General features: G+C 60.4%; 22 protein-coding genes, 2 tRNA genes and 2 pseudogenes. 9 read left to right on the top strand and 17 right to left on the bottom strand.

Going from position 1 to position 23,258, the window contains the following annotated elements; translation table 11 throughout:
• The first annotated feature begins 38 nt into the window (after positions 1–38).
• The 6 genes and pseudogenes from PSH57_RS15810 (at position 39) to nudC (ending at position 11,126) form a co-directional block, all read left to right on the top strand.
• A complete protein-coding gene (locus PSH57_RS15810) occupies positions 39–1,355 on the top strand; it encodes an MdtA/MuxA family multidrug efflux RND transporter periplasmic adaptor subunit (protein ID WP_305384040.1) in 1,317 nt (438 codons plus the stop codon).
• Positions 1,352–4,447, top strand: coding sequence for an MdtB/MuxB family multidrug efflux RND transporter permease subunit (locus tag PSH57_RS15805; RefSeq protein WP_305384038.1), 3,096 nt, complete (start codon positions 1,352–1,354; stop codon positions 4,445–4,447). Before PSH57_RS15810 ends, PSH57_RS15805 begins: the two co-directional genes overlap by 4 nt.
• A 205-nt stretch (positions 4,448–4,652) precedes the next feature.
• Positions 4,653–7,755 (top strand): annotated as a pseudogene (locus PSH57_RS15800) (efflux RND transporter permease subunit).
• Positions 7,752–9,227 (top strand): efflux transporter outer membrane subunit, encoded by a 1,476-nt coding sequence (locus PSH57_RS15795; protein ID WP_305384035.1) that lies wholly within the window; start codon positions 7,752–7,754, stop codon positions 9,225–9,227. Before PSH57_RS15800 ends, PSH57_RS15795 begins: the two are co-directional and overlap by 4 nt.
• A 249-nt stretch (positions 9,228–9,476) precedes the next feature.
• Entirely contained in the window at positions 9,477–10,289 is an 813-nt protein-coding gene (locus tag PSH57_RS15790; protein ID WP_305384033.1) for a crotonase/enoyl-CoA hydratase family protein, read from the top strand.
• 6 nt (positions 10,290–10,295) lie between these two features.
• Positions 10,296–11,126, top strand: coding sequence for an NAD(+) diphosphatase (nudC, locus tag PSH57_RS15785; protein ID WP_305384031.1), 831 nt, complete (start codon positions 10,296–10,298; stop codon positions 11,124–11,126).
• On the opposite strand, the gene PSH57_RS15780 is transcribed toward nudC, so the two are convergent.
• Positions 11,094–11,873 (bottom strand): TSUP family transporter, encoded by a 780-nt coding sequence (locus PSH57_RS15780; protein ID WP_256232943.1) that lies wholly within the window; start codon positions 11,871–11,873, stop codon positions 11,094–11,096. The genes nudC and PSH57_RS15780 overlap by 33 nt on opposite strands.
• 379 nt (positions 11,874–12,252) lie before the next feature.
• Between PSH57_RS15780 and PSH57_RS15775 the strand changes: the two genes are divergently transcribed.
• Together PSH57_RS15775 and PSH57_RS15770 are read left to right on the top strand one after the other, a co-directional pair.
• A tRNA-Cys gene (locus PSH57_RS15775) sits at positions 12,253–12,326 on the top strand.
• A gap of 193 nt (positions 12,327–12,519) precedes the next feature.
• Positions 12,520–12,606 (top strand) — tRNA-Leu (locus tag PSH57_RS15770).
• Positions 12,607–12,688: 82 nt separating this feature from the next.
• Here PSH57_RS15770 and PSH57_RS15765 read toward each other — a convergent pair.
• The 12 genes from PSH57_RS15765 to PSH57_RS15710 form a co-directional block, all read right to left on the bottom strand.
• Positions 12,689–13,720: a tyrosine-type recombinase/integrase gene (locus PSH57_RS15765; RefSeq protein ID WP_305384029.1), complete on the bottom strand. Its 1,032-nt coding sequence runs from the start codon at positions 13,718–13,720 to the stop codon at positions 12,689–12,691.
• Position 13,721: 1 nt separating this feature from the next.
• Positions 13,722–13,928, bottom strand: coding sequence for a DUF4224 domain-containing protein (locus PSH57_RS15760; RefSeq protein WP_305384027.1), 207 nt, complete (start codon positions 13,926–13,928; stop codon positions 13,722–13,724).
• Positions 13,929–13,968: 40 nt separating this feature from the next.
• Positions 13,969–14,334 carry a hypothetical protein gene (locus PSH57_RS15755; RefSeq protein ID WP_305384026.1) on the bottom strand — a complete coding sequence of 122 codons (366 nt, stop codon included), beginning with the start codon at positions 14,332–14,334 and terminating at the stop codon, positions 13,969–13,971.
• A 48-nt stretch (positions 14,335–14,382) separates the two neighbouring features.
• Positions 14,383–14,769, bottom strand: coding sequence for a hypothetical protein (locus PSH57_RS15750; protein WP_305384025.1), 387 nt, complete (start codon positions 14,767–14,769; stop codon positions 14,383–14,385).
• The gene (locus PSH57_RS15745) at positions 14,766–15,200 is read right to left on the bottom strand and encodes a hypothetical protein (RefSeq protein ID WP_305384023.1); all 435 of its coding nucleotides are present in this window, start codon (positions 15,198–15,200) and stop codon (positions 14,766–14,768) included. Before PSH57_RS15745 ends, PSH57_RS15750 begins: the two co-directional genes overlap by 4 nt.
• Before the next feature lie 4 nt (positions 15,201–15,204).
• The gene (locus PSH57_RS15740) at positions 15,205–15,642 is read right to left on the bottom strand and encodes a hypothetical protein (protein WP_305384021.1); all 438 of its coding nucleotides are present in this window, start codon (positions 15,640–15,642) and stop codon (positions 15,205–15,207) included.
• Positions 15,643–15,688: 46 nt separating this feature from the next.
• The gene (locus PSH57_RS15735) at positions 15,689–16,498 is read right to left on the bottom strand and encodes a hypothetical protein (RefSeq protein ID WP_305384019.1); all 810 of its coding nucleotides are present in this window, start codon (positions 16,496–16,498) and stop codon (positions 15,689–15,691) included.
• 14 nt (positions 16,499–16,512) lie between these two features.
• Positions 16,513–17,070, bottom strand: coding sequence for a hypothetical protein (locus tag PSH57_RS15730; RefSeq protein ID WP_305384018.1), 558 nt, complete (start codon positions 17,068–17,070; stop codon positions 16,513–16,515).
• Positions 17,071–17,081: 11 nt separating this feature from the next.
• Complete coding sequence (locus PSH57_RS15725) at positions 17,082–18,242, bottom strand: RNA-directed DNA polymerase (RefSeq protein WP_305384017.1); 1,161 nt, start codon at positions 18,240–18,242, stop codon at positions 17,082–17,084.
• Between the two features lie 211 nt (positions 18,243–18,453).
• The gene (locus tag PSH57_RS15720) at positions 18,454–18,810 is read right to left on the bottom strand and encodes a four helix bundle protein (RefSeq protein WP_305384016.1); all 357 of its coding nucleotides are present in this window, start codon (positions 18,808–18,810) and stop codon (positions 18,454–18,456) included.
• Positions 18,811–18,863: 53 nt separating this feature from the next.
• Entirely contained in the window at positions 18,864–19,484 is a 621-nt protein-coding gene (locus PSH57_RS15715; protein ID WP_305384015.1) for an Lcl C-terminal domain-containing protein, read from the bottom strand.
• A 77-nt stretch (positions 19,485–19,561) separates the two neighbouring features.
• Positions 19,562–20,155, bottom strand: a complete 594-nt coding sequence (locus PSH57_RS15710) for an Lcl C-terminal domain-containing protein (RefSeq protein ID WP_305384013.1) — start codon at positions 20,153–20,155, stop codon at positions 19,562–19,564.
• A gap of 320 nt (positions 20,156–20,475) precedes the next feature.
• Between PSH57_RS15710 and PSH57_RS15705 the strand changes: the two genes are divergently transcribed.
• The gene (locus PSH57_RS15705) at positions 20,476–20,622 is read left to right on the top strand and encodes a hypothetical protein (RefSeq protein ID WP_305384012.1); all 147 of its coding nucleotides are present in this window, start codon (positions 20,476–20,478) and stop codon (positions 20,620–20,622) included.
• A 9-nt stretch (positions 20,623–20,631) separates the two neighbouring features.
• Here the strand turns inward: PSH57_RS15705 and PSH57_RS15700 are convergent.
• From PSH57_RS15700 to PSH57_RS15685, 4 genes and pseudogenes are all read right to left on the bottom strand, one after another.
• Positions 20,632–20,991: pseudogene (locus tag PSH57_RS15700) on the bottom strand (hypothetical protein).
• Between the two features lie 81 nt (positions 20,992–21,072).
• Positions 21,073–21,591 (bottom strand): hypothetical protein, encoded by a 519-nt coding sequence (locus tag PSH57_RS15695; RefSeq protein WP_305384010.1) that lies wholly within the window; start codon positions 21,589–21,591, stop codon positions 21,073–21,075.
• A 2-nt stretch (positions 21,592–21,593) separates the two neighbouring features.
• Positions 21,594–22,262, bottom strand: coding sequence for a lambda exonuclease family protein (locus tag PSH57_RS15690; RefSeq protein WP_305384009.1), 669 nt, complete (start codon positions 22,260–22,262; stop codon positions 21,594–21,596).
• Positions 22,259–23,239 (bottom strand): RecT family recombinase, encoded by a 981-nt coding sequence (locus PSH57_RS15685; RefSeq protein ID WP_305384008.1) that lies wholly within the window; start codon positions 23,237–23,239, stop codon positions 22,259–22,261. Before PSH57_RS15685 ends, PSH57_RS15690 begins: the two co-directional genes overlap by 4 nt.
• Between the last annotated feature and the right edge of the window lie 19 nt (positions 23,240–23,258).

The raw sequence follows: 23,258 nt of genomic DNA, 5'->3' as shown, positions 1-23,258 counted from the left end.
TATCTTTCAGCCTCCCGTAGAAGAAGCCCACGCGCCCAATGGTTGATCACTCCATGCAATCCTCTGATTCCCGCAAATCCCGTCGCTGGCTATTTGGCCTGGTCATCGTATTGATCGTCGCGGCGCTGGCCTGGAAGTTCTGGCCCGCTGGCACGGACCAAAAGCCCGGAGCAGGGCAAGAAGCTCCTGCTGGACAGACGGGGCGCTCGGGTGGCATGCGGCCAGGGTTTGGCGGCGCGACGGGACCTGTGCCGGTTCGGGTTGCGCCGGCAGTCACCGGTGATTTTCCGCTTTATTACAAGGCGCTGGGCACCGTCACGGCCCTCAATACCATCAACGTGCGTAGCCGAGTGGGCGGTGAACTGGTCAAGATTGCCTTTGAAGAGGGGCAGATGGTCAAGGCTGGAGACCTGCTGGCCGAAATCGATCCGCGTCCATACCAGAACGCCTTGCTCCAGGCCGAAGGCACGTTGCTGCAGAACCAGGCCCAACTGAAAAATGCCCAGGTGGACCTTGAGCGTTATCGCGGCCTGTATGCCGAGGACAGCATCGCCAAGCAGACCCTCGATACCGCCGCCGCCTTGGTAGGCCAGTACCAGGGCACGGTCAAGACCAATCAGGCGGCGGTCAACGACGCCAAGCTCAATCTGGAATTCACCAGGATCCGGGCGCCGATCTCGGGCCGGGTCGGTTTGCGGCAACTGGACGTTGGCAATCTGGTGGCCGCCAACGACACTACCGCGCTGGCGGTCATCACCCAGACACAACCCATCAGCGTCATGTTTACGCTGCCGGAAAACAACCTTGATACCGTGCTCGCCCGCTACCGCAGTGGGGCGAAGCTGCCGGTGGAAGCCTGGGACCGTAGTGACCTGAAGCTGCAGGCCAGCGGTGTGCTGCATAGTCTGGACAACCAGATCGACATCACCACCGGCACCCTTAAGTTCAAGGCTCGCTACGATAACCGCGACCAGTCGCTGTTCCCCAACCAGTTCGTCAATGTGCACCTGTTGGCCGACACCCTCAAAAATGTAGTCCTGGCGCCGACGCCTGCCATTCAGTTCGGCACCAATGGCACGTTCGTCTACGCCCTGGATGGCGATAAAAAAGTCACCATCAGAAAGCTGAAGATCGGCGCCAGCGACGGCGAAAACACCGTAGTCACCGAAGGCTTGGCCGCGGGTGATCGGGTGGTGCTCGAAGGCACTGATCGCCTGAAGGAAGGCAGTGAGGTGGACGTGGTCAACGACAGCCAGGACGTACCCACCACACCGACCGAACACCTGCAGGGCAAAACTGCGGCGGCCCCGGCTGAACCGGCCGTGGCCGACAAGGCGAAAAAGGGCGGCGCATGAACCTCTCGCGGCTGTTCATCCTTCGTCCGGTAGCCACCACCCTGAGCATGCTGGCCATCGTGCTGGCCGGCCTGATCGCCTATCGGCTGCTGCCGGTGTCGGCGTTGCCCCAGGTTGATTACCCGACCATCCGCGTGATGACCCTCTACCCGGGCGCCAGTCCCGACGTGATGACCAGTGCCGTGACCGCGCCCCTGGAGCGGCAATTCGGGCAGATGCCGGGCCTGACGCAGATGGCGTCCACCAGTTCCGGCGGCGCGTCGGTGATCACCCTGCGCTTCAGCCTCGACATCAACATGGATGTCGCCGAGCAACAGGTGCAGGCGGCGATCAATGCGGCCACCAACTTGCTGCCCAACGATCTGCCGGCCCCGCCGGTGTACAACAAGGTCAACCCGGCCGATACCCCGGTGCTGACCCTGGCGATCACCTCCAAGACCATGCTGCTGCCCAAGCTCAATGATCTGGTGGACACCCGCATGGCGCAGAAAATTGCCCAGATCAGCGGCGTCGGCATGGTTTCGATCGCCGGTGGTCAGCGCCAGGCCGTGCGGATCAAGGTCAACCCCGAGGCCCTGGCGGCCGCGGGCCTGAACCTGGCGGATGTGCGCACCCTGATCGGCGCTTCCAACGTCAACCAGCCCAAGGGCAACTTCGACGGACCGACGCGGGTCTCGATGCTCGATGCCAACGATCAGTTGACCTCGCCCAAGGACTACGCCGAGCTGATCCTCGCCTACGCCAACGGCGCGCCATTGCGACTCAAGGATGTCGCGCAGATCGTCGATGGCGCCGAGAATGAACGCCTTGCCGCCTGGGCCAACGAAAACCAGGCCGTGTTGTTGAACATCCAGCGCCAGCCGGGGGCCAACGTCATTGAGGTGGTAGACCGGATCAAGGCCTTGCTGCCGAGCATTACCGACAACCTGCCGGCCGGTCTGGACGTTACGGTGCTGACGGACCGCACCCAGACCATCCGCGCCTCGGTCACCGACGTCCAGCATGAGCTGCTGATTGCCATCGTCCTGGTGGTCATGGTGACGTTCCTGTTCCTGCGTCGTGTCAGCGCCACGATCATTCCGTCGGTGGCCGTGCCGTTGTCGCTGATCGGGACGTTCGGCGTGATGTACCTGGCCGGTTTTTCCATCAACAACCTGACGTTGATGGCCCTGACCATTGCCACTGGTTTCGTGGTGGACGATGCCATCGTCATGCTGGAGAACATCGCCCGCTATATCGAGAAGGGCGACAGCCCTATGCAGGCTGCGCTAAAGGGCGCGAAACAGATTGGCTTCACACTGGTTTCCCTGACGTTGTCGCTGATCGCGGTGCTGATCCCGTTGCTGTTCATGGCCGACGTGGTCGGACGCTTGTTCCGCGAGTTCGCCATCACCCTGGCGGTGGCGATCCTGATCTCCCTGGTGGTATCCCTGACCCTGACGCCGATGATGTGTGCCCGGTTGCTCAAGCGTGAGCCCAAGGAGCAAGAGCAGGGGCGTTTCTACCGCGCCAGCGGCGCCTGGATCGACTGGATGATCGCCGCCTACGGTCGCAAGTTGCAGTGGGTGCTTAAGCATCAGCCGCTGACCCTGCTGGTCGCCGTAGGTAGCCTGGTACTGACGGTGGTGTTGTACCTGGCCGTGCCCAAGGGGTTTTTCCCGGTGCAGGACACCGGGGTGATCCAGGGCATTTCCCAAGCGCCACAGTCGATTTCCTTCGCCGCCATGAGCGAGCGCCAACAGCAACTGGCCAAGGTAATCCTGGCCGATCCGGCGGTGCAGAGCCTGTCTTCCTACATCGGCGTGGACGGTGACAACGCCACGCTCAACAGTGGTCGCTTGCTGATCAATCTCAAGCCCCACAGCGAACGGGATGACAGCGCCACCGAAATCATCGCCCGCTTGCAGCCGCAACTGGATCGGCTGGTGGGCATCCGCTTGTTCATGCAACCGGTGCAGGACCTGACCATCGAAGACCGGGTCAGCCGCACCCAGTACCAGTTCAGCCTGTCATCGCCGGATGCCGAGTTGCTCAGCCTCTGGAGCGATCGTCTCGTCGAAGCGTTGGCCCAGCAACCGGAGTTGACCGACGTCGCCAGCGACTTGCAGGACAAAGGACTGCAGGTCTACCTGGTGATCGATCGCGACGCCGCGTCCCGCTTGGGCGTATCGGTGTCGGATATCACCGATGCACTGTATGACGCCTTCGGCCAGCGGCAGATTTCCACCATCTACACCCAGGCCAGCCAGTACCGGGTGGTGTTGCAGGCCCAGGCCGGGGAGCGCATCGGGCCGCAGGCGCTGGATCAGATTCACGTCAAGACCACCGATGGCGGCCAGGTGCGGCTGTCGAGCCTGGCCCGGGTCGAGGAGCGTCAGGCCCAACTGGCGATTGCCCACCTCGGTCAATTTCCGGCGGTAATGATGTCGTTCAACCTGGCGCCGGACGTAGCCCTCGGGCATGCGGTGGACGTGATCGAGAAGGTCCAGCAGGACATTGGCATGCCGGTCGGGGTGCAGACCGAATTCCAGGGCGCGGCCCAGGCGTTCCAGGCCTCGCTGTCGAGCACCTTGCTGCTGATCCTGGCGGCGGTGGTGACCATGTACATCGTCCTCGGTGTTTTGTACGAGAGCTACATCCACCCGATCACGATTCTCTCCACATTGCCCTCGGCGGCCATCGGTGCCTTGCTGGCGCTGATCATCAGCGGCAATGACCTGGGCATGATCGCGATCATCGGCATCATTCTGCTGATCGGCATCGTCAAGAAAAACGCGATCATGATGATCGACTTCGCCCTTGACGCCGAACGCAATCAGGGCATGGACCCGCAAACAGCCATCTACCAGGCCGCGCTGCTGCGTTTCAGACCGATCCTGATGACCACACTGGCGGCCCTGTTCGGTGCGGTGCCACTGATGCTCGCCACTGGTTCCGGCGCCGAACTGCGCCAGCCTTTGGGGCTGGTGATGGTGGGTGGATTGTTGGTGAGCCAGGTGCTGACCTTGTTCACCACGCCGGTGATTTACCTGTATTTCGACCGCCTGGGACGCCGCTTTGCCAAGCCTGATGGGAAAGAGGTGCGGGTATGACGGCGGCGTCCGGCATCCTGGGACAGCGCTTTTCGTGGCGAGGGAGCTTGCTCCCGCTATGTGGCAGCAAAGCTTGCTCGCGAAACAGGCGCCTCGATTCTGCAGGAGCGCATTGCCCTCATCGCGGGCAAGCCTTGCTCCCACATGGCGGGGATAAATCCCCTCGCCACAATAGCCTGCTCATTGAAGTCTGGAGTGGCTGCCAATGAACCTCTCCGGCCCTTTCATCCGCCGCCCCGTAGCGACGATGCTGCTGAGCTTTGCAATCATGCTGCTCGGTGGCGTGAGCTTTGGCCTGCTGCCGGTCGCGCCGCTGCCGCAGATGGATTTTCCGGTGATCGTGGTCCAGGCCAACTTGCCGGGGGCCAGCCCTGAGGTCATGGCGTCGACGGTGGCAACGCCGCTTGAGCGTTCCTTCGGCGCCATCGCCGGGGTCAACACCATGAGCAGCCGGTCCAGCCAGGGCTCTACCCGGGTGATCCTGCAATTTGACCTGGACCGCGACATCAACGGCGCGGCGCGGGAAGTGCAGGCGGCCATCAATGCCTCGCGCAACCTGTTGCCCAGCGGCATGCGCAGCATGCCGACGTACAAGAAGGTCAACCCGTCCCAGGCGCCGATCATGGTGCTGTCGCTGACCTCGGATGTGCTGGAGAAGGGCCAGCTCTACGACCTGGCTTCAACCATCCTGTCCCAGAGTCTGTCCCAAGTGTCGGGCGTGGGCGAGGTGCAGATTGGCGGCAGCTCCTTGCCGGCGGTGCGCATCGAACTGGAACCGCAACTGCTCAATCAGTACGGCGTGGCCCTGGATGACGTGCGCAGCGCCATTGCCGACAGCAACGTGCGCCGGCCCAAGGGTTCGGTCGAGGACGCACAGCGCATGTGGCAAATCCAGGCCAACGATCAGTTGGAGAAGGCCAAGGATTACGAAACGCTGATCATCCGTTACCAGGACGGCTCGGTGCTGCGGCTCAAGGACGTGGCAAAAGTCACCGACGGCGTCGAAGACCGCTACAACAGCGGTTTCTTCAATGATGACGCTGCGGTGCTGCTGGTGATCAACCGCCAGGCTGGCGCCAACATCATCGAGACGGTCAATGAGATCAAGAACCAGCTGCCAGCGTTGCAGGCCGTGCTGCCGGCCAGCGTCAAGCTGAACCTGGCCATGGACCGCTCACCGGTGATCAAGGCCACGCTGCACGAGGCGGAAATGACCCTGCTGATCGCGGTGGCCCTGGTGGTGCTGGTGGTGTTCCTGTTCCTGGGTAACTTCCGCGCCTCACTGATCCCGACCCTGGCGGTGCCGGTGTCCCTGGTGGGCACGTTTGCGGTGATGTATCTCTATGGATTCTCCCTGAACAACCTGTCGTTGATGGCGTTGATCCTCGCCACCGGCCTGGTGGTGGACGACGCCATCGTGGTGCTGGAGAACATTTCCCGGCACATCGACGAAGGCGTACCGCCGATGAAGGCGGCCTACCTGGGCGCCGAAGAGGTGGGCTTTACGCTGCTGTCGATGAACGTCTCGCTGGTGGCGGTGTTTCTCTCGATCCTGTTCATGGGCGGGATTATCGAGAGCCTGTTTCGCGAGTTTTCCATCACCCTGGCGGCGGCCATCGTGGTCTCGCTGGTGGTGTCGCTGACGCTCACGCCGATGCTCTGCGCTCGCTGGCTCAAGCCCCACGTGCCGGGGCAGGAGAACCGCCTGCAGCGCTGGAGCCGGCGCCTCAACGAAGGGATGGTCCGTGGTTACGCACGCAGCCTGGACTGGGTGCTGCGCCATCGGCGCCTGACCTTGCTGAGCCTGCTGGTGACCATAGGGGTGAACATCGCACTCTACGTGGTGGTGCCGAAAACCTTCATGCCTCAGCAGGACACCGGCCAGTTGATCGGTTTCGTGCGCGGCGACGATGGCCTGTCGTTCAATGTCATGCAGCCGAAGATGGAGATCTTTCGTCGCGCCGTGCTCAAGGACGAGGCAGTAGAAAGCGTGGCGGGGTTCATCGGCGGCAACAACGGCACCAACAATGCCTTCATGCTGGTGCGCCTCAAACCGATCACGGAGCGTGGGATCTCCGCGCAGAAAGTCATTGAGCGCTTGCGCAAGGAGATGCCTCTGGTGCCGGGTGGCCGCTTGATGCTGATGGCCGACCAGGACTTGCAGTTTGGTGGCGGTCGCGAGCAGACCACCTCGCAGTATTCCTACATCCTGCAGAGCGGTGACCTGGCGTCGCTACGCCAGTGGTACCCCAAAGTCGCGGCGGCCTTCAGGGCCTTGCCGGAACTGACCGCCATCGACGCGCGCGACGGCGGCGGCGCCCAGCAGATCACGCTGGTGGTGGACCGCGACCAGGCCAAGCGCCTGGGCATCGACATGGACATGGTCACTTCGGTGTTGAACAATGCCTACAGTCAGCGGCAGATATCCACCATCTACGACAGCCTGAACCAGTATCAGGTGGTGATGGAGGTCAACCCCAAGTACGCCCAGGACCCCAGTACCCTCGAGCAGGTCCAGGTCATTACCGCTGACGGCGCGCGGGTGCCCCTGTCGACCATCGCGCATTATGAGAGCAGCCTGGAGGATGATCGAGTCAGCCACGAAGGTCAGTTCGCCTCCGAGGATATATCGTTCGACATGGCCGAGGGCGTGACGGTGGAGCAGGGCACGGCCGCCATCGAGCGGGCGATCGCCAGGCTCGGGATGCCCGAAGACATCATCGCAAAAATGGCCGGCACCGCCGATGCGTTCGCGGCCACCCAGAAAAGCCAACCGTTCATGATCCTGGGTGCATTGCTGGCGGTACCTGGTGCTGGGTGTGTTGTACGAGAGCTACATTCACCCGCTGACCATCCTGTCCACCTTGCCCTCAGCCGGTGTCGGCGCACTGCTGTCGATTTACCTGTTGGGCGGCGAGTTCAGCCTGATCTCGTTGTTGGGGCTGTTCCTGCTGATTGGCGTCGTGAAGAAAAACGCGATCCTGATGATTGACCTGGCGTTGCAACTGGAGCGCGGTGGGCAGTCGCCGCAGGACTCGATCCGCAACGCCTGTCTGCTGCGCTTGCGGCCGATTCTGATGACTACGCTGGCGGCGATCCTCGGTGCCTTGCCACTGTTGCTCGGTAGCGCCGAAGGCTCGGAAATGCGCCAGCCGCTGGGCCTGACCATCATCGGTGGGCTGGTGTTCAGCCAGATCCTGACCCTCTACACCACTCCGGTGGTTTACCTTTATCTCGACAAACTGCGCCATCGTTTCAACCGCTGGCGCGGCGTGCGCACTGATGCTGCCCTGGAAACTCCGTTATGACCGACCGTTCGCTTTTCAATCTTGTCGCACCGCTGGCGACCGCCCGTGGCTCGCGGCTGCTGAGCCTGACGCTGTGCGTGGCGATGCTCAGCGCCTGTGCCATCGGCCCGGATTACCAGCGTCCAGCGGCTGCGGCGCCCGTGCAGTACAAGGAGGCTGAGGGTTGGCGCCAGGCCAATCCCAGCGACGCCTTGGCCCGGGGTGCCTGGTGGGAGTTGTACGGCGATGCCCGGCTCAATGGCCTGGTAGAGCAACTCAACACGTCCAACCAGACCGTGGCCCAGGCCGAAGCTCAGTACCGTCAGGCCCAGGCCTTGGTTCGCAGTGCCCGGGGCGCGTTTTTTCCCACTGTGGACCTTACCGTCGGCAAGAACCGCTCCAGCCAGGGCACCGGCAGCAGCAGTTCGAGCCTGAGCAGTTCGGCCAGTGGCATCCGCGACACTTACAGCGCCCAGGCCGGTGTCAGTTGGGAGGCGGACGTCTGGGGCAAGTTGCGTCGCACCCTGCAAGCCAATGAAGCCAGCGCCCAAGCCAGCTTCGCCGATCTGGCCGCCATGCGCCTGAGCCAGCAATCGGAGCTGGTGCAAAACTACCTGCAATTGCGGGTGATCGATGAGCAGAAGCGCCTGTTGCAGACCACCGTGGACAACTATCAGCGTTCGCTGAAGATGACCGAAAACCAATACCGCGCGGGCGTATCCGGCAGGGATGCGGTGGCTCAGGCCCAGACTCAGCTCAAGACCACCCAGGCCGAGTTGATCGACCTGATCTGGCAACGGGCCCAATTCGAAAACGCCATCGCGGTGCTGATCGGCTTGCCGCCGGCCGAGTTCAGCCTGGCAGAAACCCAGGACATCCCGAACCTTCCGCAAATCCCTGTGGCGCTACCCTCGCAGTTGCTTGAGCGACGGCCGGACATCGCCTCGGCGGAGCGCTCGGTGATGGCCGCCAACGCCAACATCGGCGTGGCCAAGGCCGCCTATTATCCGGACTTGACCCTGAGCTTGAGCGGTGGTTACAGCAGCAGTACCTACGATAACTGGGTGAGTGTGCCGAATCGTTTCTGGTCGGTGGGACCGCAACTGGCGATGACGCTGTTCGATGGCGGCCAGCGTTCGGCGGAAGTCGACCGCACCGTCGCGGCCTACGACCAGACCGTCGCCACCTATCGCCAGACGGTGCTCGACGGCTTTCGCGAAGTGGAAAACTACATGATCCAGCTCAAAGTCCTGGAAGACGAAGCCCGCGTGCGCCAGGAGGCCCTGGATGCCGCCCGCGAATCCTTGCGCCTGACCCAGAACCAGTACAGGGCAGGGCTGATTGCCTACCTGGATGTCGTCACTGTCCAGGCCACCGCGTTAAGTAATGAGCGCAGTGTGCTGACCTTGCAACAGAGCCGGTTGATCGCCAGCGTACAACTGATCGCCGCGTTGGGCGGCGGTTGGGATGGGCAGATGCAGGCGAGTGAATAATCCGTGATTGAAGGTGATCCCTGTGGCGAGGGGATTTATCCCCGCTGGGCTGCGCAGCAGACCCCAAATACCTCTGTCGGGATGCAGGGGCCGCTTCGCGCCCCAACGGGGATAAATCCCCTCGCCACAGAGACATCTTTACCTGACCGGTCGCCAGGTCCCGCTTTTGGCCGATGCACTGTCTACGACCCGGTGCGTTGACTTGTTATAGTTCAGGCTTCTTTTTTCAGCCGGTAAAGGATCACTGCCATGTCGCAATACCAAGCGTTCACCGTCGAACTTGCAGACAATATCGCCCATGTGCAGATCAATCGACCGGACAAGATCAATGCAATGAACGCCGCTTTCTGGAGCGAGATCGTCGATATCTTCCAATGGATCGACGACACCGACGAAGCGCGGGTGGTGGTGCTGAGCGGGGCCGGCAAACACTTCTCCTCGGGCATCGACCTGATGATGCTGGCCGCCGTGGCCAATGATCTGGGCAAGGACGTGGGCCGTAACGCACGCCTGTTGCGACGCAAGATCCTGCAACTGCAAGCCTCATTCAACGCCGTGGACAACTGCCGCAAACCGGTGCTTGCGGCGATCCAGGGTTATTGCCTGGGCGGTGCCATCGACCTGATTTCAGCCTGCGACATGCGTTATGCCGCCGAGGACGCGCAGTTCTCCATCAAGGAAATCGATATCGGCATGGCGGCCGATGTTGGCACATTGCAACGCTTGCCCCGGATCATCGGGGACGGCATGCTGCGTGAACTCGCTTATACGGGGCGCACCTTTGGTGCCGACGAAGCGCGCAGCATCGGCCTGGTCAATCGTGTCTACAGTGATACCGCCAGCCTGCTTGACGGCGTCATGGGCATCGCTCGGGAAATCGCCGCCAAGTCGCCGATCGCCGTGACCGGTACCAAGGAAATGATCAGCTACATGCGCGACCACCGCATCGACGACGGGCTGGAATACGTCGCCACCTGGAACGCCGCCATGCTGCAATCGACCGACCTGCGTGTGGCCATGGCCGCCCATATGAGCAAACAGAAACCTGAATTTCTGGATTGACTGATCATGATTTCACGCTGGACCACCGCAGTACTCGATACCGATCTACCCGGGGGCTGGGCCGTGGCCCGCAGCCCGGAAGGCTTTCTGTTCGATGACAACGGCGCGCTGTTTCCCCGCGACTGGCTCAAGCGCCAGGACCTGTCGATCCTCGCCGAGCATGGCATCGGCCATCTGGATGGCGAGCCGGTCTATCTGTTGGAACTGCACAGCTCACAGGACATCCCCGGCTGCAACTGGAAAGGCCTGCGGGCCTTCATGCTCGAGGATGACCACACGCTGTACAAGGTCCTGGGCTATGCCGCGCAGATCGGCACCTGGGCTCGGGAGTGCCGTTTCTGTGGCAGCTGTGGCAAGCGCATGAGCCAGATTGCGCGGGAACGGGCGATGTATTGCGATGCCTGTGACTTGCGGCATTACCCGCGGATTTCGCCGAGCATGATCGTGCTGATTACCCGTGGCGATGAAGTCCTGCTGGCCCGTTCGCCTCGCTTCGTCACCGGTGTCTACAGCACGCTGGCCGGGTTCGCCGAACCAGGTGAGTCCGCCGAGGATTGCCTGGTTCGCGAGGTGCGCGAAGAAGTCAGCATCGAGGTGAAAAACATTCAGTATGTCGGCAGTCAGTGCTGGCCGTTTCCCCATTCGATGATGCTTGGCTTCCACGCCGAATATGCCGGTGGCGATATCGTCAGGCAGGAAGATGAAATCGAAGATGCCCAGTGGTTCAGCGTACACAACCTGCCGCCGCTGCCGGCCTCGCGTTCCATCGCCCGCTACCTGATCGACCTCTATGTGGCGCGGCGCTTAGGCCACGCTGAACCAGTGCTGCCAGGCTAGGCGTACGGTCAAGCCCAGCACCACGGTGATGAACACCGGTCGGATGAATTTCGCGCCGCCGCTGATGGCGGTGCGCGCGCCAAAGAATGCCCCCACCATCACCGACAGCCCCATGCTCAGGCCGATGATCCAATCCACTTGCCCCGAAAAAATGAACACTGACAGCGCCGCGATGTTGCTGACGAAATTCATGCTGCGGGCCACACCACTGGCCTTCACCAGATCGATGGGATAGAGCAGCAGGCTGCTGACAGTCCAGAACGCACCCGTGCCAGGACCGGCCACGCCGTCGTAGAAGCCCAGGCTGAAGCCCTGAGGAGCTTGCCAGGTCTTGCTGATTGGTGCGTCGCTGTCCAGCGGCGCCTTGGGCGTACCACCGAACAACAGGTACAGGCCACAGGCGAAGACGATCACTGGCAGCATCTTGTTCAGCCACTCGGCGGGCAGGTAATGGGCGACGATGGCGCCGGCCAAGGCACCGACCAGCGTGCCGACGAGGGCATGGGTCCACTGCCTTGGATGGAACAGCTTGCGCTTGTAGAACGTGAAACTGGCCGTGGCCGAGCCGAAGGTCGAGCTGAGCTTGTTGGTGCCCAGAACCAGATGGGGGGGCAAGCCGGCAGTCAGCAGGGCTGGGGTGGTCAACAGGCCACCTCCGCCGGCAATGGCATCGATGAAACCGGCAATGAAGGCGACGACGATCAGGATAGCGAGGGTGGTAAGGTCAACGCTGAGTTCGAAAGGCATGAAATGGGCTTATTTGGCAGGGCGCAGGTGGCTGCGGGGAAGGCCGGTATGTTACCCATAAATGGGGCAGGGCTGCGACTGCCTCCACGGGTCCATGAAGTTCTCCGTGACGAGGGAGCTTGCTCCGCTGGGTTGCGACGTAGCCCCAGAGGCCTTCGCACACCTATGTAGTTGTCGGGCGGAAGCTGGCCGTTGGACGAATTTTTTTTGAAATCAAGGGGTTGTCAGCCTAGGCAAATGAGTACATAATTGCGCCCATCGAACGCACTGGGGCGTAAAAAATCTCAATGTTTTCAAGGAGATAGAGCTTAGTAAGCGTCTGGTTTCCTGATCAGGTTTGTACGCGGTTGATGTAGCGTTCTTGCATCAAGCGTCTTGAGGCCGAATAGCAAAATGGTTATGCAGTGGATTGCAAATCCACCTACGCCGGTTCGATTCCGACTTCGGCCTCCACTTTAAAACAGCTCCGTAGATCCATGATTTACGGAGCTTTTTTATTTTCGGAGCAGCGACAGGTTTTGTCTTGAAAAGGACAGAAGCGACCTTGCTTCGACGGGAAGGGATGTATATATTCCCCCTCTTGCTGCACCAGCCTCAGCTGGCACATCTGCTCCACGCTGATGTCCATAAGGTTGACCGCGCTACCGCCCGAATGGCGAAACTGGTAGACGCATGGGACTTAAAATCCCCCGCTCGTAAGGGCGTGCCGGTTCGATTCCGGCTTCGGGCACCATCTAAAATCAAGGGTTTGCGAGCGAAAGCTGAAGCAAACCCTTGTTTGTTTCCGGTCCGCAATTTTGATGCTGGTCCGCAATTCACTTGGTAGGCATTACTTTTTTGCCCTTGCGATTCCTGATGTATTGCTCGGTCATCACCACGGTCGTATGCCCAAGTTGATCTCTGGCTTGCAAGATATCACCGCTGGACTCTGCTTTATCTGTACCTGCCTTGGCGCGCAAGTCGCGCATCTGAAACTCAGCTTTTGGCACCCCGGCCGCTTCCCTGGCCAAGTCAAACCTCCTGCGCAACATTGCCACCGTCATCGGTGTGCCATCCTCTGTAACGATCAGCCGCGTCGAGCGGACCTTGTGTTCTGACTTCCGGGACATGATTCGATCAATCAAAACCTTCAGTTCGCCCGTTACCTCAATCCGGAGCTTCGCTTTCGTCTTGCCCTGCAGTACCCACAGCTGTCCGCCGCGAAGGTCTCGCTCGTCCATCAACCTTGTGTCGGTCACCCGTTGGCTCGTTAGGTAGGCAAGGTCCATCGCATCCTGCAAGCCGACGTCGGCTTTATCGTAGACGCGCTTGAACAGCTCATCCTCGACGTAAGTGTTCCGGCCGGTTTCCTTGTTTCCCTTGATGCCTGCGCACGGGTTGGCGAGGGCTGTGTAGCCTTTATCCCTGGCGAAGTTCCATATCGCGCTGAGCAAAGCCTTCTCACGGTTTGCCCTTACCGGTGCGGCCTTGCGCCAGGTTAGGTACTGTCTGACGTGAAGGGGTTCGATAGTTTCCAGGGGCGCTGGCGGATCATCGAAAAACGCGATCAGGTTTTTCAGCTCCCGTTTATTGTCGAGCTGCGTCAGCTTGCCTTTCGTCGGAACGACGTCGACCATGTATTTCTCGGCGACGTAGCGGAAGGTGATCACCTTGGAAACCAAGTCAGTTGCGGTGCGATCACGCTCAAGCTTGGCGTACTCCATGATTGCCAGCCCGTAATCACTTCCTAATGGAATTTCTTTACGGTCTTTTCCGCCAGTGTCGTAGTAGTAATACACCCGGCCGCTGCGCTTCTTGCGCTCACGAAGCCGGGCTATAGAGCCGGGTTTGCTTGGTCGTCGTCCCATTTCAGCCAGCCTTACGTGGTGTCCACACGGGTTTTTCTGATTCAAAAATTCCGACTGCGGTCACGGCCATGGCCGTAACGCTCGGCCACCCGTTGACTTTGATCGTGTGCCGAACGCCGTTTTTTTTCAGGTTTTGGATCTGCCCTGCCTTGGTTCGCGCGCCGGTCAGCTCGCAAACCTCCTCGTGGGATAGAAATTGGATGCTCATGAGCTGCTCCATGCCGAGCGTGGCGGCAGAAGGTGGTTAATTAGTTGGTCGGCGTCGCCGTGAAGTCTTGCCCGAGTTTCCAGGCGATGTAGCAGCGGGTCAGCGCTGTCGAGGCGCCTCCAGAAAACCCCACGTGTCCAAAGCCTTCGGCCTCGAACTGCGCGCCGTGCGCAAACAGGGTGAGGATGCCGGCCGCTGTCATCTCATGAATGAGGATGGCTGCGTCCCCCAGGTGCGAGTCGGGGCGAAACGGGAAGGGCTCACCGCCCGGTCCAGTGTCCCGGTAGAGGCAAGGCCCAGAGGCGTACAGCTTGATCTGCTTCCTCTCTTCGATTCCTTGGGCTCGGGCAGCCCACAGGGCCAAGTCAGCGCCATGCAAATCTTGGATGGATTTTTTCTCAGGCATAGGAACTCCTCGCCCGCCGTTCACCGGCAGGCTGTAGGTGGATTGGGGTTAGGAGGTGGCTTTACCGATTTCAGCGGCCGCTCGGACGATGGCGCGGCGCATTGCGGCGCCCTGGCCCTGGCTCTGATTCCAGTGCCAATACTCGACAACGAAGCCTTCAGCGAACCACTTGGCGACGCATTTCTGTTCAGCGGAGTACGAGTAGATCAACAGGTCCAGTTGCACGGCCAAGCGCAGCGCATCACCGTCGTCATCCAGCGGGTTCCACCAGTGACCGTTTTCCATGGTGCCGACCCAGGCGGAGCTCACGCCGTTCTTGTCGAATGGCGGATCCATGCCCGCGGCCTTGGCGGCAAGTTCCAGCAATTGCTGATCGCTCATGGCCTGGGCCCTCGATACACAAGCCAGGCCATGTAGAGCAGGGGGGGGGATCATGGCTGTGGCTCCTTCATCGCTGCCGCTGCAATCGATTCGATCTGATCGCAGTAGCCATAGATGTCCTGGACGTTTTTCTGCCCGTTTACGCAGTCACGGACGGTGGGGCGGATGTTTCCTTCAAGCTGGGCGGCAATATCCTGGAGGGCTTGGCGCAGCGCTTCGTTCTCAGCGATCAATGCCAGGACGGCGGCAGGGTTGGCGGCTCGGTAGTAGGCCTCGGCAGCCCCAAACTCATGACCGACGCCATAGAACTGAACGCCAATTGCTGCGCCGTCATAGTTGCAATAGTCCCCCTCAAGTTCGACTTCGCCACTGCCTCCGCAGTGCGGACATTCGATATAGCCGTTTTCTGTTTTGTCTTCGGCTGTATCGAACTCTTGCGGGGTAGCCGCCTCGGCCAGCCGTTTCAGTTCGGTGTAGTCGGTCATGGCGTCACTCCCAAGCAAATGAGTTTTGGATGTAGTCGCTCGGAATAACGGCCTCGCTGGGTGGATCCGTCACCGTCACAGTCGAGTCGCCGAAATAACCGATGGCGGCTTTGGCGCGCTCCAGCGAGAGCGTGGCGTGCCGGATCTGCCATTCCTTTCTGCACTTGTACGAGTTAAGAGCCCGCTCTTTTTCCTGGTAGGCGAAGCACCGAGAGCTGTAATACTGGTGCTTGAGTACGCGTTTCCGCGCTTTTTTTGCACCTATCTCGCTCAGCCAGCCACGCATCAAGCGTTCGTGTTCTGGCTCACTCAGCAGATACCAACACATCGGCGTTTCGGCGTATGCCACCCAGGTTTGCATCGTCACGGTCAGGCCGTCCGGCCCGATGGTGTCGACGTACCGGTAGTGGTCTGGACCGGCTGTTTTCCTTTCTTCAGGCATGACTTCGTCCTTGCCGCTATAGCGGCTGACTTTGAAGGGGGAGGGGTTACTGCTGAGGGTGTGTTGCGTTCCAGCCGTCGAAGGCTTCTTGCGTGGTGGCCGCTTCGATCTTCTCGTCGCAGGTGTAGCAGTGCGCAACGCCGCCGGCCGCCCCGACGTCGCGGTGACCTTGCTTGCACGGGTGCATGCGCCAGTCTTCATCCTTGGCCGCTTCTGTCTCTGGATATTCCGGACGAGCAGGCGGATACGCCGGAGCTGTCATCGCCTGGTCAATCGCAGCGCGCAGGTTCTCGCTATAGTTCTCACCGATGACGCGCTCGTTTGGCTTGTCCATCCAGTGACCGACGATCTCAATGCTGATGTTGCTGTCGCCGGCATCGCCGTTGGGGCTGCTATCGAAGCGCACGTCCCAGCAATTTGACTCCAGTGCATCCAGCCGGTCCTTATCGCGCGCCAGCTCGTCGTTCAGCTGATCCGCTGCGTTCAGGAGCAGCTGCAGGGCGTCACGCTCGGCGGTGAGCCGGATGACGTGGGCGCGGTCTACCAGCTCAGTGCCGACGAGCAGCCGGTCAATCCCTGGACGATGCTCAACAAATGTTTCCTTGAAGTACTTGCCTTGCTCACTGACCACAGCGACTACTTCGACCTGTCCATCGGTAGGCGCCGAAGGGGCAGAACCAAGCATGGCACCCCAGCACAGCTTCGCGCGGAACGCCGCTTGCTGACAGCCGCTCATCTCCTGGTACTGCTCCCAGACTGCCTCATCGGTGAAGCACTCGTTTGGCTCCGATTCAAAACCGTTTATCACCATCGTTTCGGTCGGCTCGACCGGCACTAGTTTCCATTGACTGTTCATCCTGCACGCTCCCGTCAGCTATCCGAATTGGTGTAGGTGCGCCATGGCACCTTCACGCCGTTTACGAGGAATCCCCAGTCACCGCGCCACTTGCTGGTGATGAAGAGGGTGATGACGCCGCCGGGGGATACCTGGTCGATGCGGTGGTACTCGCCGTGCCGAAGTTGAGCGGTGTCGCCTGGGCGGCGGTCGATGTACTCCGTGGCTTGGGCGTTTGATGGGACGTTGAGGCCGGCCAGTGCTGGATCATCGCTAGAAAGCAATCGCTGCTCCGTATACCAGCCGCACAAGATGATCGTCCGGGCATTCCAGGGGTGGTCGTGCAGGTCACGATCAGCGTCCGGACGCATGATGTGGTGGATCCTGAGCGACCAAGGGCACCACCAAAGCGCTGGTTTGTGCGTCGTCCTGGAGTAGGGATTGAACAGCCACCATCGACCCATATACATCTCCTGGCCATCGGCTGACATGATGTGTTGATACGGGGTTTGGTAGGCGCGGCGGGTGAGCCAGCCAGAAATCGCCGGGCGAGCAAGTAGCCTCGCGACTAGGCGCCAGAATAGTTTTTTCATCACGGATACCCTCATTTCCTTGGATAGGTCTTTGTCAGCGCACCGTTGACGACATGGCCGCGCTTCAACACGACGCGAGCCAGGGCGGCCCGGTCTTTTTCACTGTGGCTTGCCTGGCTGAGCAGGCCGAAGTAGCTGTTGGCGGTTTCGCGTAGATCCTCGGCAGGCGCCGCGGCTGTTCGCTTCAGTGCCTGGCCCAGCGCCCGCTTGCGGGTGGTACGCCGCCAGGGCTTGATGACGTGCCCGACGAAGTCGACGCCTCGATCCACGGGCTGAAGAATCGTCTTCTTCGGGTTCAGCTTCGCGCCCAGGCTGGGCAGGAAGGACTCCACCTCTGCCAGCCAGGCGCTGAGCTGCTGCGGCGACTCATGCAGGAACACGAAGTCATCGACGTAGCGGATGTAGTGCTTGGCGCCGAGCCGGTGCTTGGCGAACTGGTCCAGGGCGTTCAGGTACACGTTCGCGAAGAACTGCGAGGACAGGTTGCCGATGGGCAGGCCGAGGCGCGCGGGCTGAGCGGTCAGGCGCTTATGCTGCGGCACGCGGTTGAACAGATGGGCAGGGCTGCGCACCTCGTAATCCTCGCGAGGGTCGTGCATCAGGATCTGTTCGGCCAGGGACAACCACCAGGGCTCGGTGATCTTGGCGGCCAACTGCTGGCGCAGTACCTCTTTGTCGATGGCGACGAAGAAGTTCGCCAGGTCGCACTTGAGGTAGAAGATCGGCCTCGACCAGTTCTTGCTGGCGCCGCGGATCTTCGATTCAATGCGCTGGGCGGCGTACAACGTTCCGCGCCCGGGGATGCATGCGCAACTGTCCGCTATGAAGCTGGCGTAGAAGCGCGGGGCCACATGGTTGTACAACAGGTGGTGGACGACGCGGTCCCGAAAAGCTGCGGCCCAGACTTCCCGGGCTTTTGGTCGGGTGACCACGAAGCAAATGGAGCGGCCTGGCCGGTAAGTGCCGGCGGTCAGGTCGTTGTGCAGCTCGATCAGGTTTCGCTCCAGGTCCATTTCGAAGGCCAGCGCACTGTCGCTGTTGCGCTTGGAGCGTCGGCAGTCGTAATAGGCCTGGACCAGATCGCTGAACGGGTAGGGACCAACGTTCGAATCTGCGGACGGGGCGGACGCGGAGCTCGTTGTTCTTGTCGTTGTTGTTCTGATTGCCATCATCGAAGTTCATGTTGAATGCGTTGTTGGCGGAGCGCTGCGACCTATCGTGCTATCTACGTCGCCATGCCGAAGGCAAAGCCGATCAGCAAGACAACTGCGCGAGACCTACACGGACGCTTTAGACCGGCGGTATCTCTTGTGCGCATGGCGGTGACCCGAAGGTCAGCGGCACGACCAGATTCAATTCGCACAGACCTGAAAGCCTTGGCTCTCAGATGGCGGGCGCGGTTGGGGTGGAGCGTTTCCAGGCGTTGGCCTGTTTGCCAATTGAGGTGGTGACCTCGATGGCCTTGGCGTGCTGCGGGATGCTGATGAATCGGCTTTCCTTGAAAAGCCGCATCAGGAACTCGATCACCTGGACCTTCTCGACCAGCGAGGTCAGGTGTGGATGCTTGTCCCGGGTCGAGTTGGCCCGAGCAATCAACATCAGCACGTCGATGCACTCATCAATCACCCGCTTGCCAAGCGACTGCTTCAGGTCGCGGGGGATGTTCCGTGTCAGGTTCGTGGCCATCTGGAGTAGGCCCATCGAAACCTTGTAGATCTGCAACTCCGTATGCATCGCCATCGGCGCGCCCTCCTTGGGCAGCCGGCCGCAAGCGGCCGGATTAAATAAGCAAATTAATCAATCAATTGACTGCGGACGGGGCGGACGCGGAGCTCGAAGTCCTTGCCGTAGTAGTACTGACTGCCATCACCGAAGAGCATGTAGAATGCGAAGTAGGCGGAGCGCTGCGAACTCGACCAGTAGGCGCGATCCTGGAACGCCTCAGGGCCACCTTCCTGGAAAGCTTCGATGCCGGTCTGGGTTGGCGACTCATCGGTGTACAGCAGGCCAACCGGCTCGCTGTTCGGGTTGTCACCGCTGCGCCCGTACTGCCAGTTCTCTTCGGTGGTCGGCTTGAAGTGGCGATACTGCAGCTCTTGCATGTCGCGGGCCGGGATCGCCCAGTCGGTGAAGCCGCCGATATCCAGAGTCAGGACCTTTTGCGCCAGTTCGCTGCCAGCGGCGGCCATGACCTCAGTGTTCGCCAGGCTGTCGGTGAAGCTGTTGGCACCCTCGATCTTTTCGCCGTACTTGCCCCAGGCGCCGACCAGCTCATGCTCGGCACCGGCGGTGATGTTCAGATAGCGCCTGCCAGTGGCCGGGTCGCGGGTGATGCCCGAGAAGAACCCGCCGCCGAAGGGTTGGCCGATTTCCGGGATGGTTATTGCTGGTGCTGCTTTAGCTACTGCGGACATGGTCTTTCCTCTTTTTGAAGGCAGCAAAAAGGCGCTGCTGCGCCCCGGTGCCGGATCAAGAACGGATGAATGAAGGATTAAATAAAGAATCTGCGGACGGGGCGGACGCGGAGCTCGTAGCTCTTGACGGTGCTGTACTGATTGCCATCAACGAAGTACATGTAGAATGCGTAGTTGGCGGAGCGCTGCGAACTCGACCAGTAGGCACCCTCGGCGATCAGGCCATGCACCCAGACTTGGTACAGCTGAGCGGCTGCTGGCAGGTCGAAGTCCACGTGTCCGTCAGCGGTGTACGCCCGAGCCTCTTTGGCTGCTGGATGGTCTCCAGCCGCGATCAGCGCGTCGGTGTTGAGCTTGCCGTCCCACCTGCTGGTTGCCTCTGACTCCTCGCGGTACCGACCCCACTTGAATTCACCCAGATCCTTGTCGCCAATAATCAGGTAGTGGGCCGGTACATCGCCGCATGCCGACACGAAGCCGGCGTTCACACCACCCTGGCCGGGCCAGTATTCACCCAGGGCAGGGATGGTGGTGGGCGCCGCTGGCGCAACATTCGCCGCCTGCGGGAACACCACGGCAAACGTGCTGGCCATGGCGATCTTCGCTAGAGAAGACGCCGGCATCTTGATCGTGGCGTCGCCGTGCTTCAGGGTAATCATTTCGGGCTTCATGGGTTTCCCTCGGGATTGTTTGAGCTGGCAGATCCAGCCACGTTTGCCGGCGCCGCTGGTGCACCTGCTTGTTAATTCTCTTCATGGCGACTTGGCGAAAGTGAATTCGTTTTCCCAGCCAATCAGATGTACGCGCTTGATGTCCATCTTTAGAGCGACGGCTATCTGGCTTATTGTTTTTCCGGCTTCTGCCAGCTCCCGCATCCGAGGCGCTATCTTGTCGCGCTGGGCGCGGAGCTTCTGTGGTGCTCGGTGGTGGAAATTTGGTTTGGGTTGGGGTATTACGGGTGACCGGCACGGGGCCGGGTAGAGGAGCATCAATGAAAGAGTGGCGCATTTATCTCGAAGGAAAGAATCTGGGTACGGTTGTCGCCGACAGTGAGTCGGAGGCAAAAATCGCTGCGGAAGATAAGTTCGACCTGACTGACGATGAAGGCGATTTGTTGGTCGCGGTTGAAGCCGACTGAGCTCGCGAACTATTGACGATCCGGCGCGATTATCTCGCCCCCCGGATCCGCCGATAGCTCGGCCATGCTCTTCTCGTAAAATGCTCGCGACACCTTTTCGCTTGGCTCATAAGGTGTCGTGACATTACGCAGCATCCACTCCTGCGTTTCGAAGTCGGCGCTGATCAGGTTCTTCAGCAGCCGCTGGTGAATGTCCTGCTGATTGTTGATGCCATGCGCTGCCATGACCCGCTTGAGGTCCGACTTGAACACCCCGGCCACCTAAACCGTGAGCTTCTCTATGCCCAGGGCGGCAACCTTCGCCGCTGCCTTTTCGCGCTTTCGGCGCTGCTTGAGCGCTTCCGCAGTTGGCTGTTGTGTTTCGGCCATGGCCTGCTCCTTCGATTCCGCTGGCCGGCAGTGCCAGCCAGGTCTGTCGTTTGCGTTGTTGGGTGCGAGATGCGGATCGCTTCAAGACTTCAACTTCCCGTTGCGCAAGTGGAACGGCAGCGCCGGGAAAACGATGCTGTAGTCCTTGAGCAGGCGGTGGAATTTCTCGTAGCTCATGCCGATCTGCTTCATGACCTTGGACCGGCTCAGGCCTACGTCGCGCAAGGCAGTGATCCGCTCAACCATCGGGCCGTCGGTAGCCTTGTGGCCCTGGTTGGTGGTGTATCCGCGCTTGAACTTGAAGCCCATGCGAGTTGCCATGCGCTTCAAGTCGCTCTCGCTGAGGTGAAACGTCTTCATGGCCTCAGTGACAGTCAGGGTTGGTGCTGCTGCCGCAACCTTGGATTCCAGGGAGGGGTTGGGTTCGGCCCGTGTGCCGTCACGGGCTTTGCCGTTGAACATCACGCCGAAGTCAGCGTCGCGGGCCTGCACAGGTAGTGTTTCTAAGGTGCCACGGCTTTCAAATTCCGCCGTGGCGCGGGCGATCCAGTCGCGATCTAGATCCTTTTGGCGGATGGTGCTGAGTTCTGGGCTGATCATGATCAAGCTCCTAATCTATGGGCCTGCGCCCGCGCTTTGTCGGCGACCTCATCAACCATCCGGCCAAGCTCCAGATTGAACTGGACCAGCTCTTGATGGAGCATCGCGATGTACTCGTCATCTCGCTTAATGGTTTCGATGTACAGGCGGCAGTCTTCATCTTGGCGCGGATCGAACGACAGGAAATCCCACCATTCCCGGCCCGTGACGAACATGCAGCCCTGAACCTGCGGCTTATGTTCCTCGGGCATGCCTTCGAGCCAGGTGCGAACGTGGACGGCCTCATTGAATGGACACTTCGACTCAATGCCCCCGTCTTCACCAATCAAGCCGTCCGGTGAACAGCCTAGCCAGTCGTACTTTGGGTGAACCACAAAGCCCGACTTGATGACGTTATTTCCGGTCAGGATTTCGTAAAAGTCATGACTCGACTGCTCAACCTCGGTGCCCCAGGCCATCGACTTGCTACTGACCGAATGTTTCGACCTGTTAGCCAGCCGTTCAAATGCCAGCTCGCGCATATAGGTGGTGCGGGCAGCAAGTGGTTTGCGCTTGCCATGCTTGTCGCGATCCCCCCACGCAATCACATCCTTGAACCTGCTTGCTGTTAGGCGACCGCTGCGGTCCTGATGCCACTGCTCCGTGCGCTGAAGATCTACGGCGGCGCTCATTGATTGCCTCCTTGCTGATCGCTTTCAGAATCAACGTCTGCGTTCTCGTTGACGGTCGTGAACTCCGCATCAATGGTCTGTGCAATCGTCTTCAGTTCGCCGTGACGAGTTACGCCAATGGCGCCGCGCTGCTGAGGCTTCAGCGCCTTCCAGGCCTTTTCGTAGCCCTCAATACCCTGTTCCTGAGCGATCTTTTTCAACTGCTCGAATAGGTCAGTGGTTGCGTCGGCTGTATCGCCCTGAGGAACTGACGCGGCGCCCACGTCTGCTGGCTTTTCGTTGGTAGATCTCGGGGTAACATCTGTTTCAGGTAGCGCGTAGCCGTCGTCCAGCTCGTCGCGTGTGTACACGCCCAAGATCACGTCAGGGCAATACAGGCGAGCCCATTTTTTGACGGCCAGGTACGCGATCTGCTGCTTTGGATCGTCCGCCCATAGCGTCGAGTTCCGGGTGCGCGCCTGAGTCATCAAGGTGATCAGTTCGCGCGGGGTGTCCTCGCCTATGAACGTAGCCCACACGCGGACGCCAAGCCCTTTCTCGTCGTTTATGTTCCAGTTTGGGACGCGGTACTTCTTCGGCTGGCCGTGGTCATCCATTTGCTTTTTGCTTTCAATTTCACGGAAGTTGCCAATGATCTTGTCCCAGTCGCCAAACCAGTCGTAATGGATTCGATCAAGGGTCGGCGCTCGTGTGGTGATAACCGCATTGACCAACTGGGCCTCATAGCTGAGCTGGCCACCGTTGACGATGAATGTCTTTTGCGCCACCTGGAATGGGTTCATGCCCCACTGCATGGACTGCATGATCACCGCCATGCAGTCAGCCGTGTTTCCGTGAAAGTGTTTCGGCAAAGTGGTTTTGCCGCCCGCCATGATGCCCGCGAGTTCGGTCATCGACTGCATGCTGTCGCGGTTGAGGATCAGCCCTGTTGGGCTGGTGTCCATTGGTACGGTAGCAACCTGGGTTTGAGCGTTCATTACTTACTCCATAGCCGAC

The organism is Pseudomonas hefeiensis (assembly GCF_030687835.1).
GTDB lineage: Bacteria > Pseudomonadota > Gammaproteobacteria > Pseudomonadales > Pseudomonadaceae > Aquipseudomonas > Aquipseudomonas hefeiensis.
This window is presented reverse-complemented; position numbering and strand designations above follow the sequence as displayed.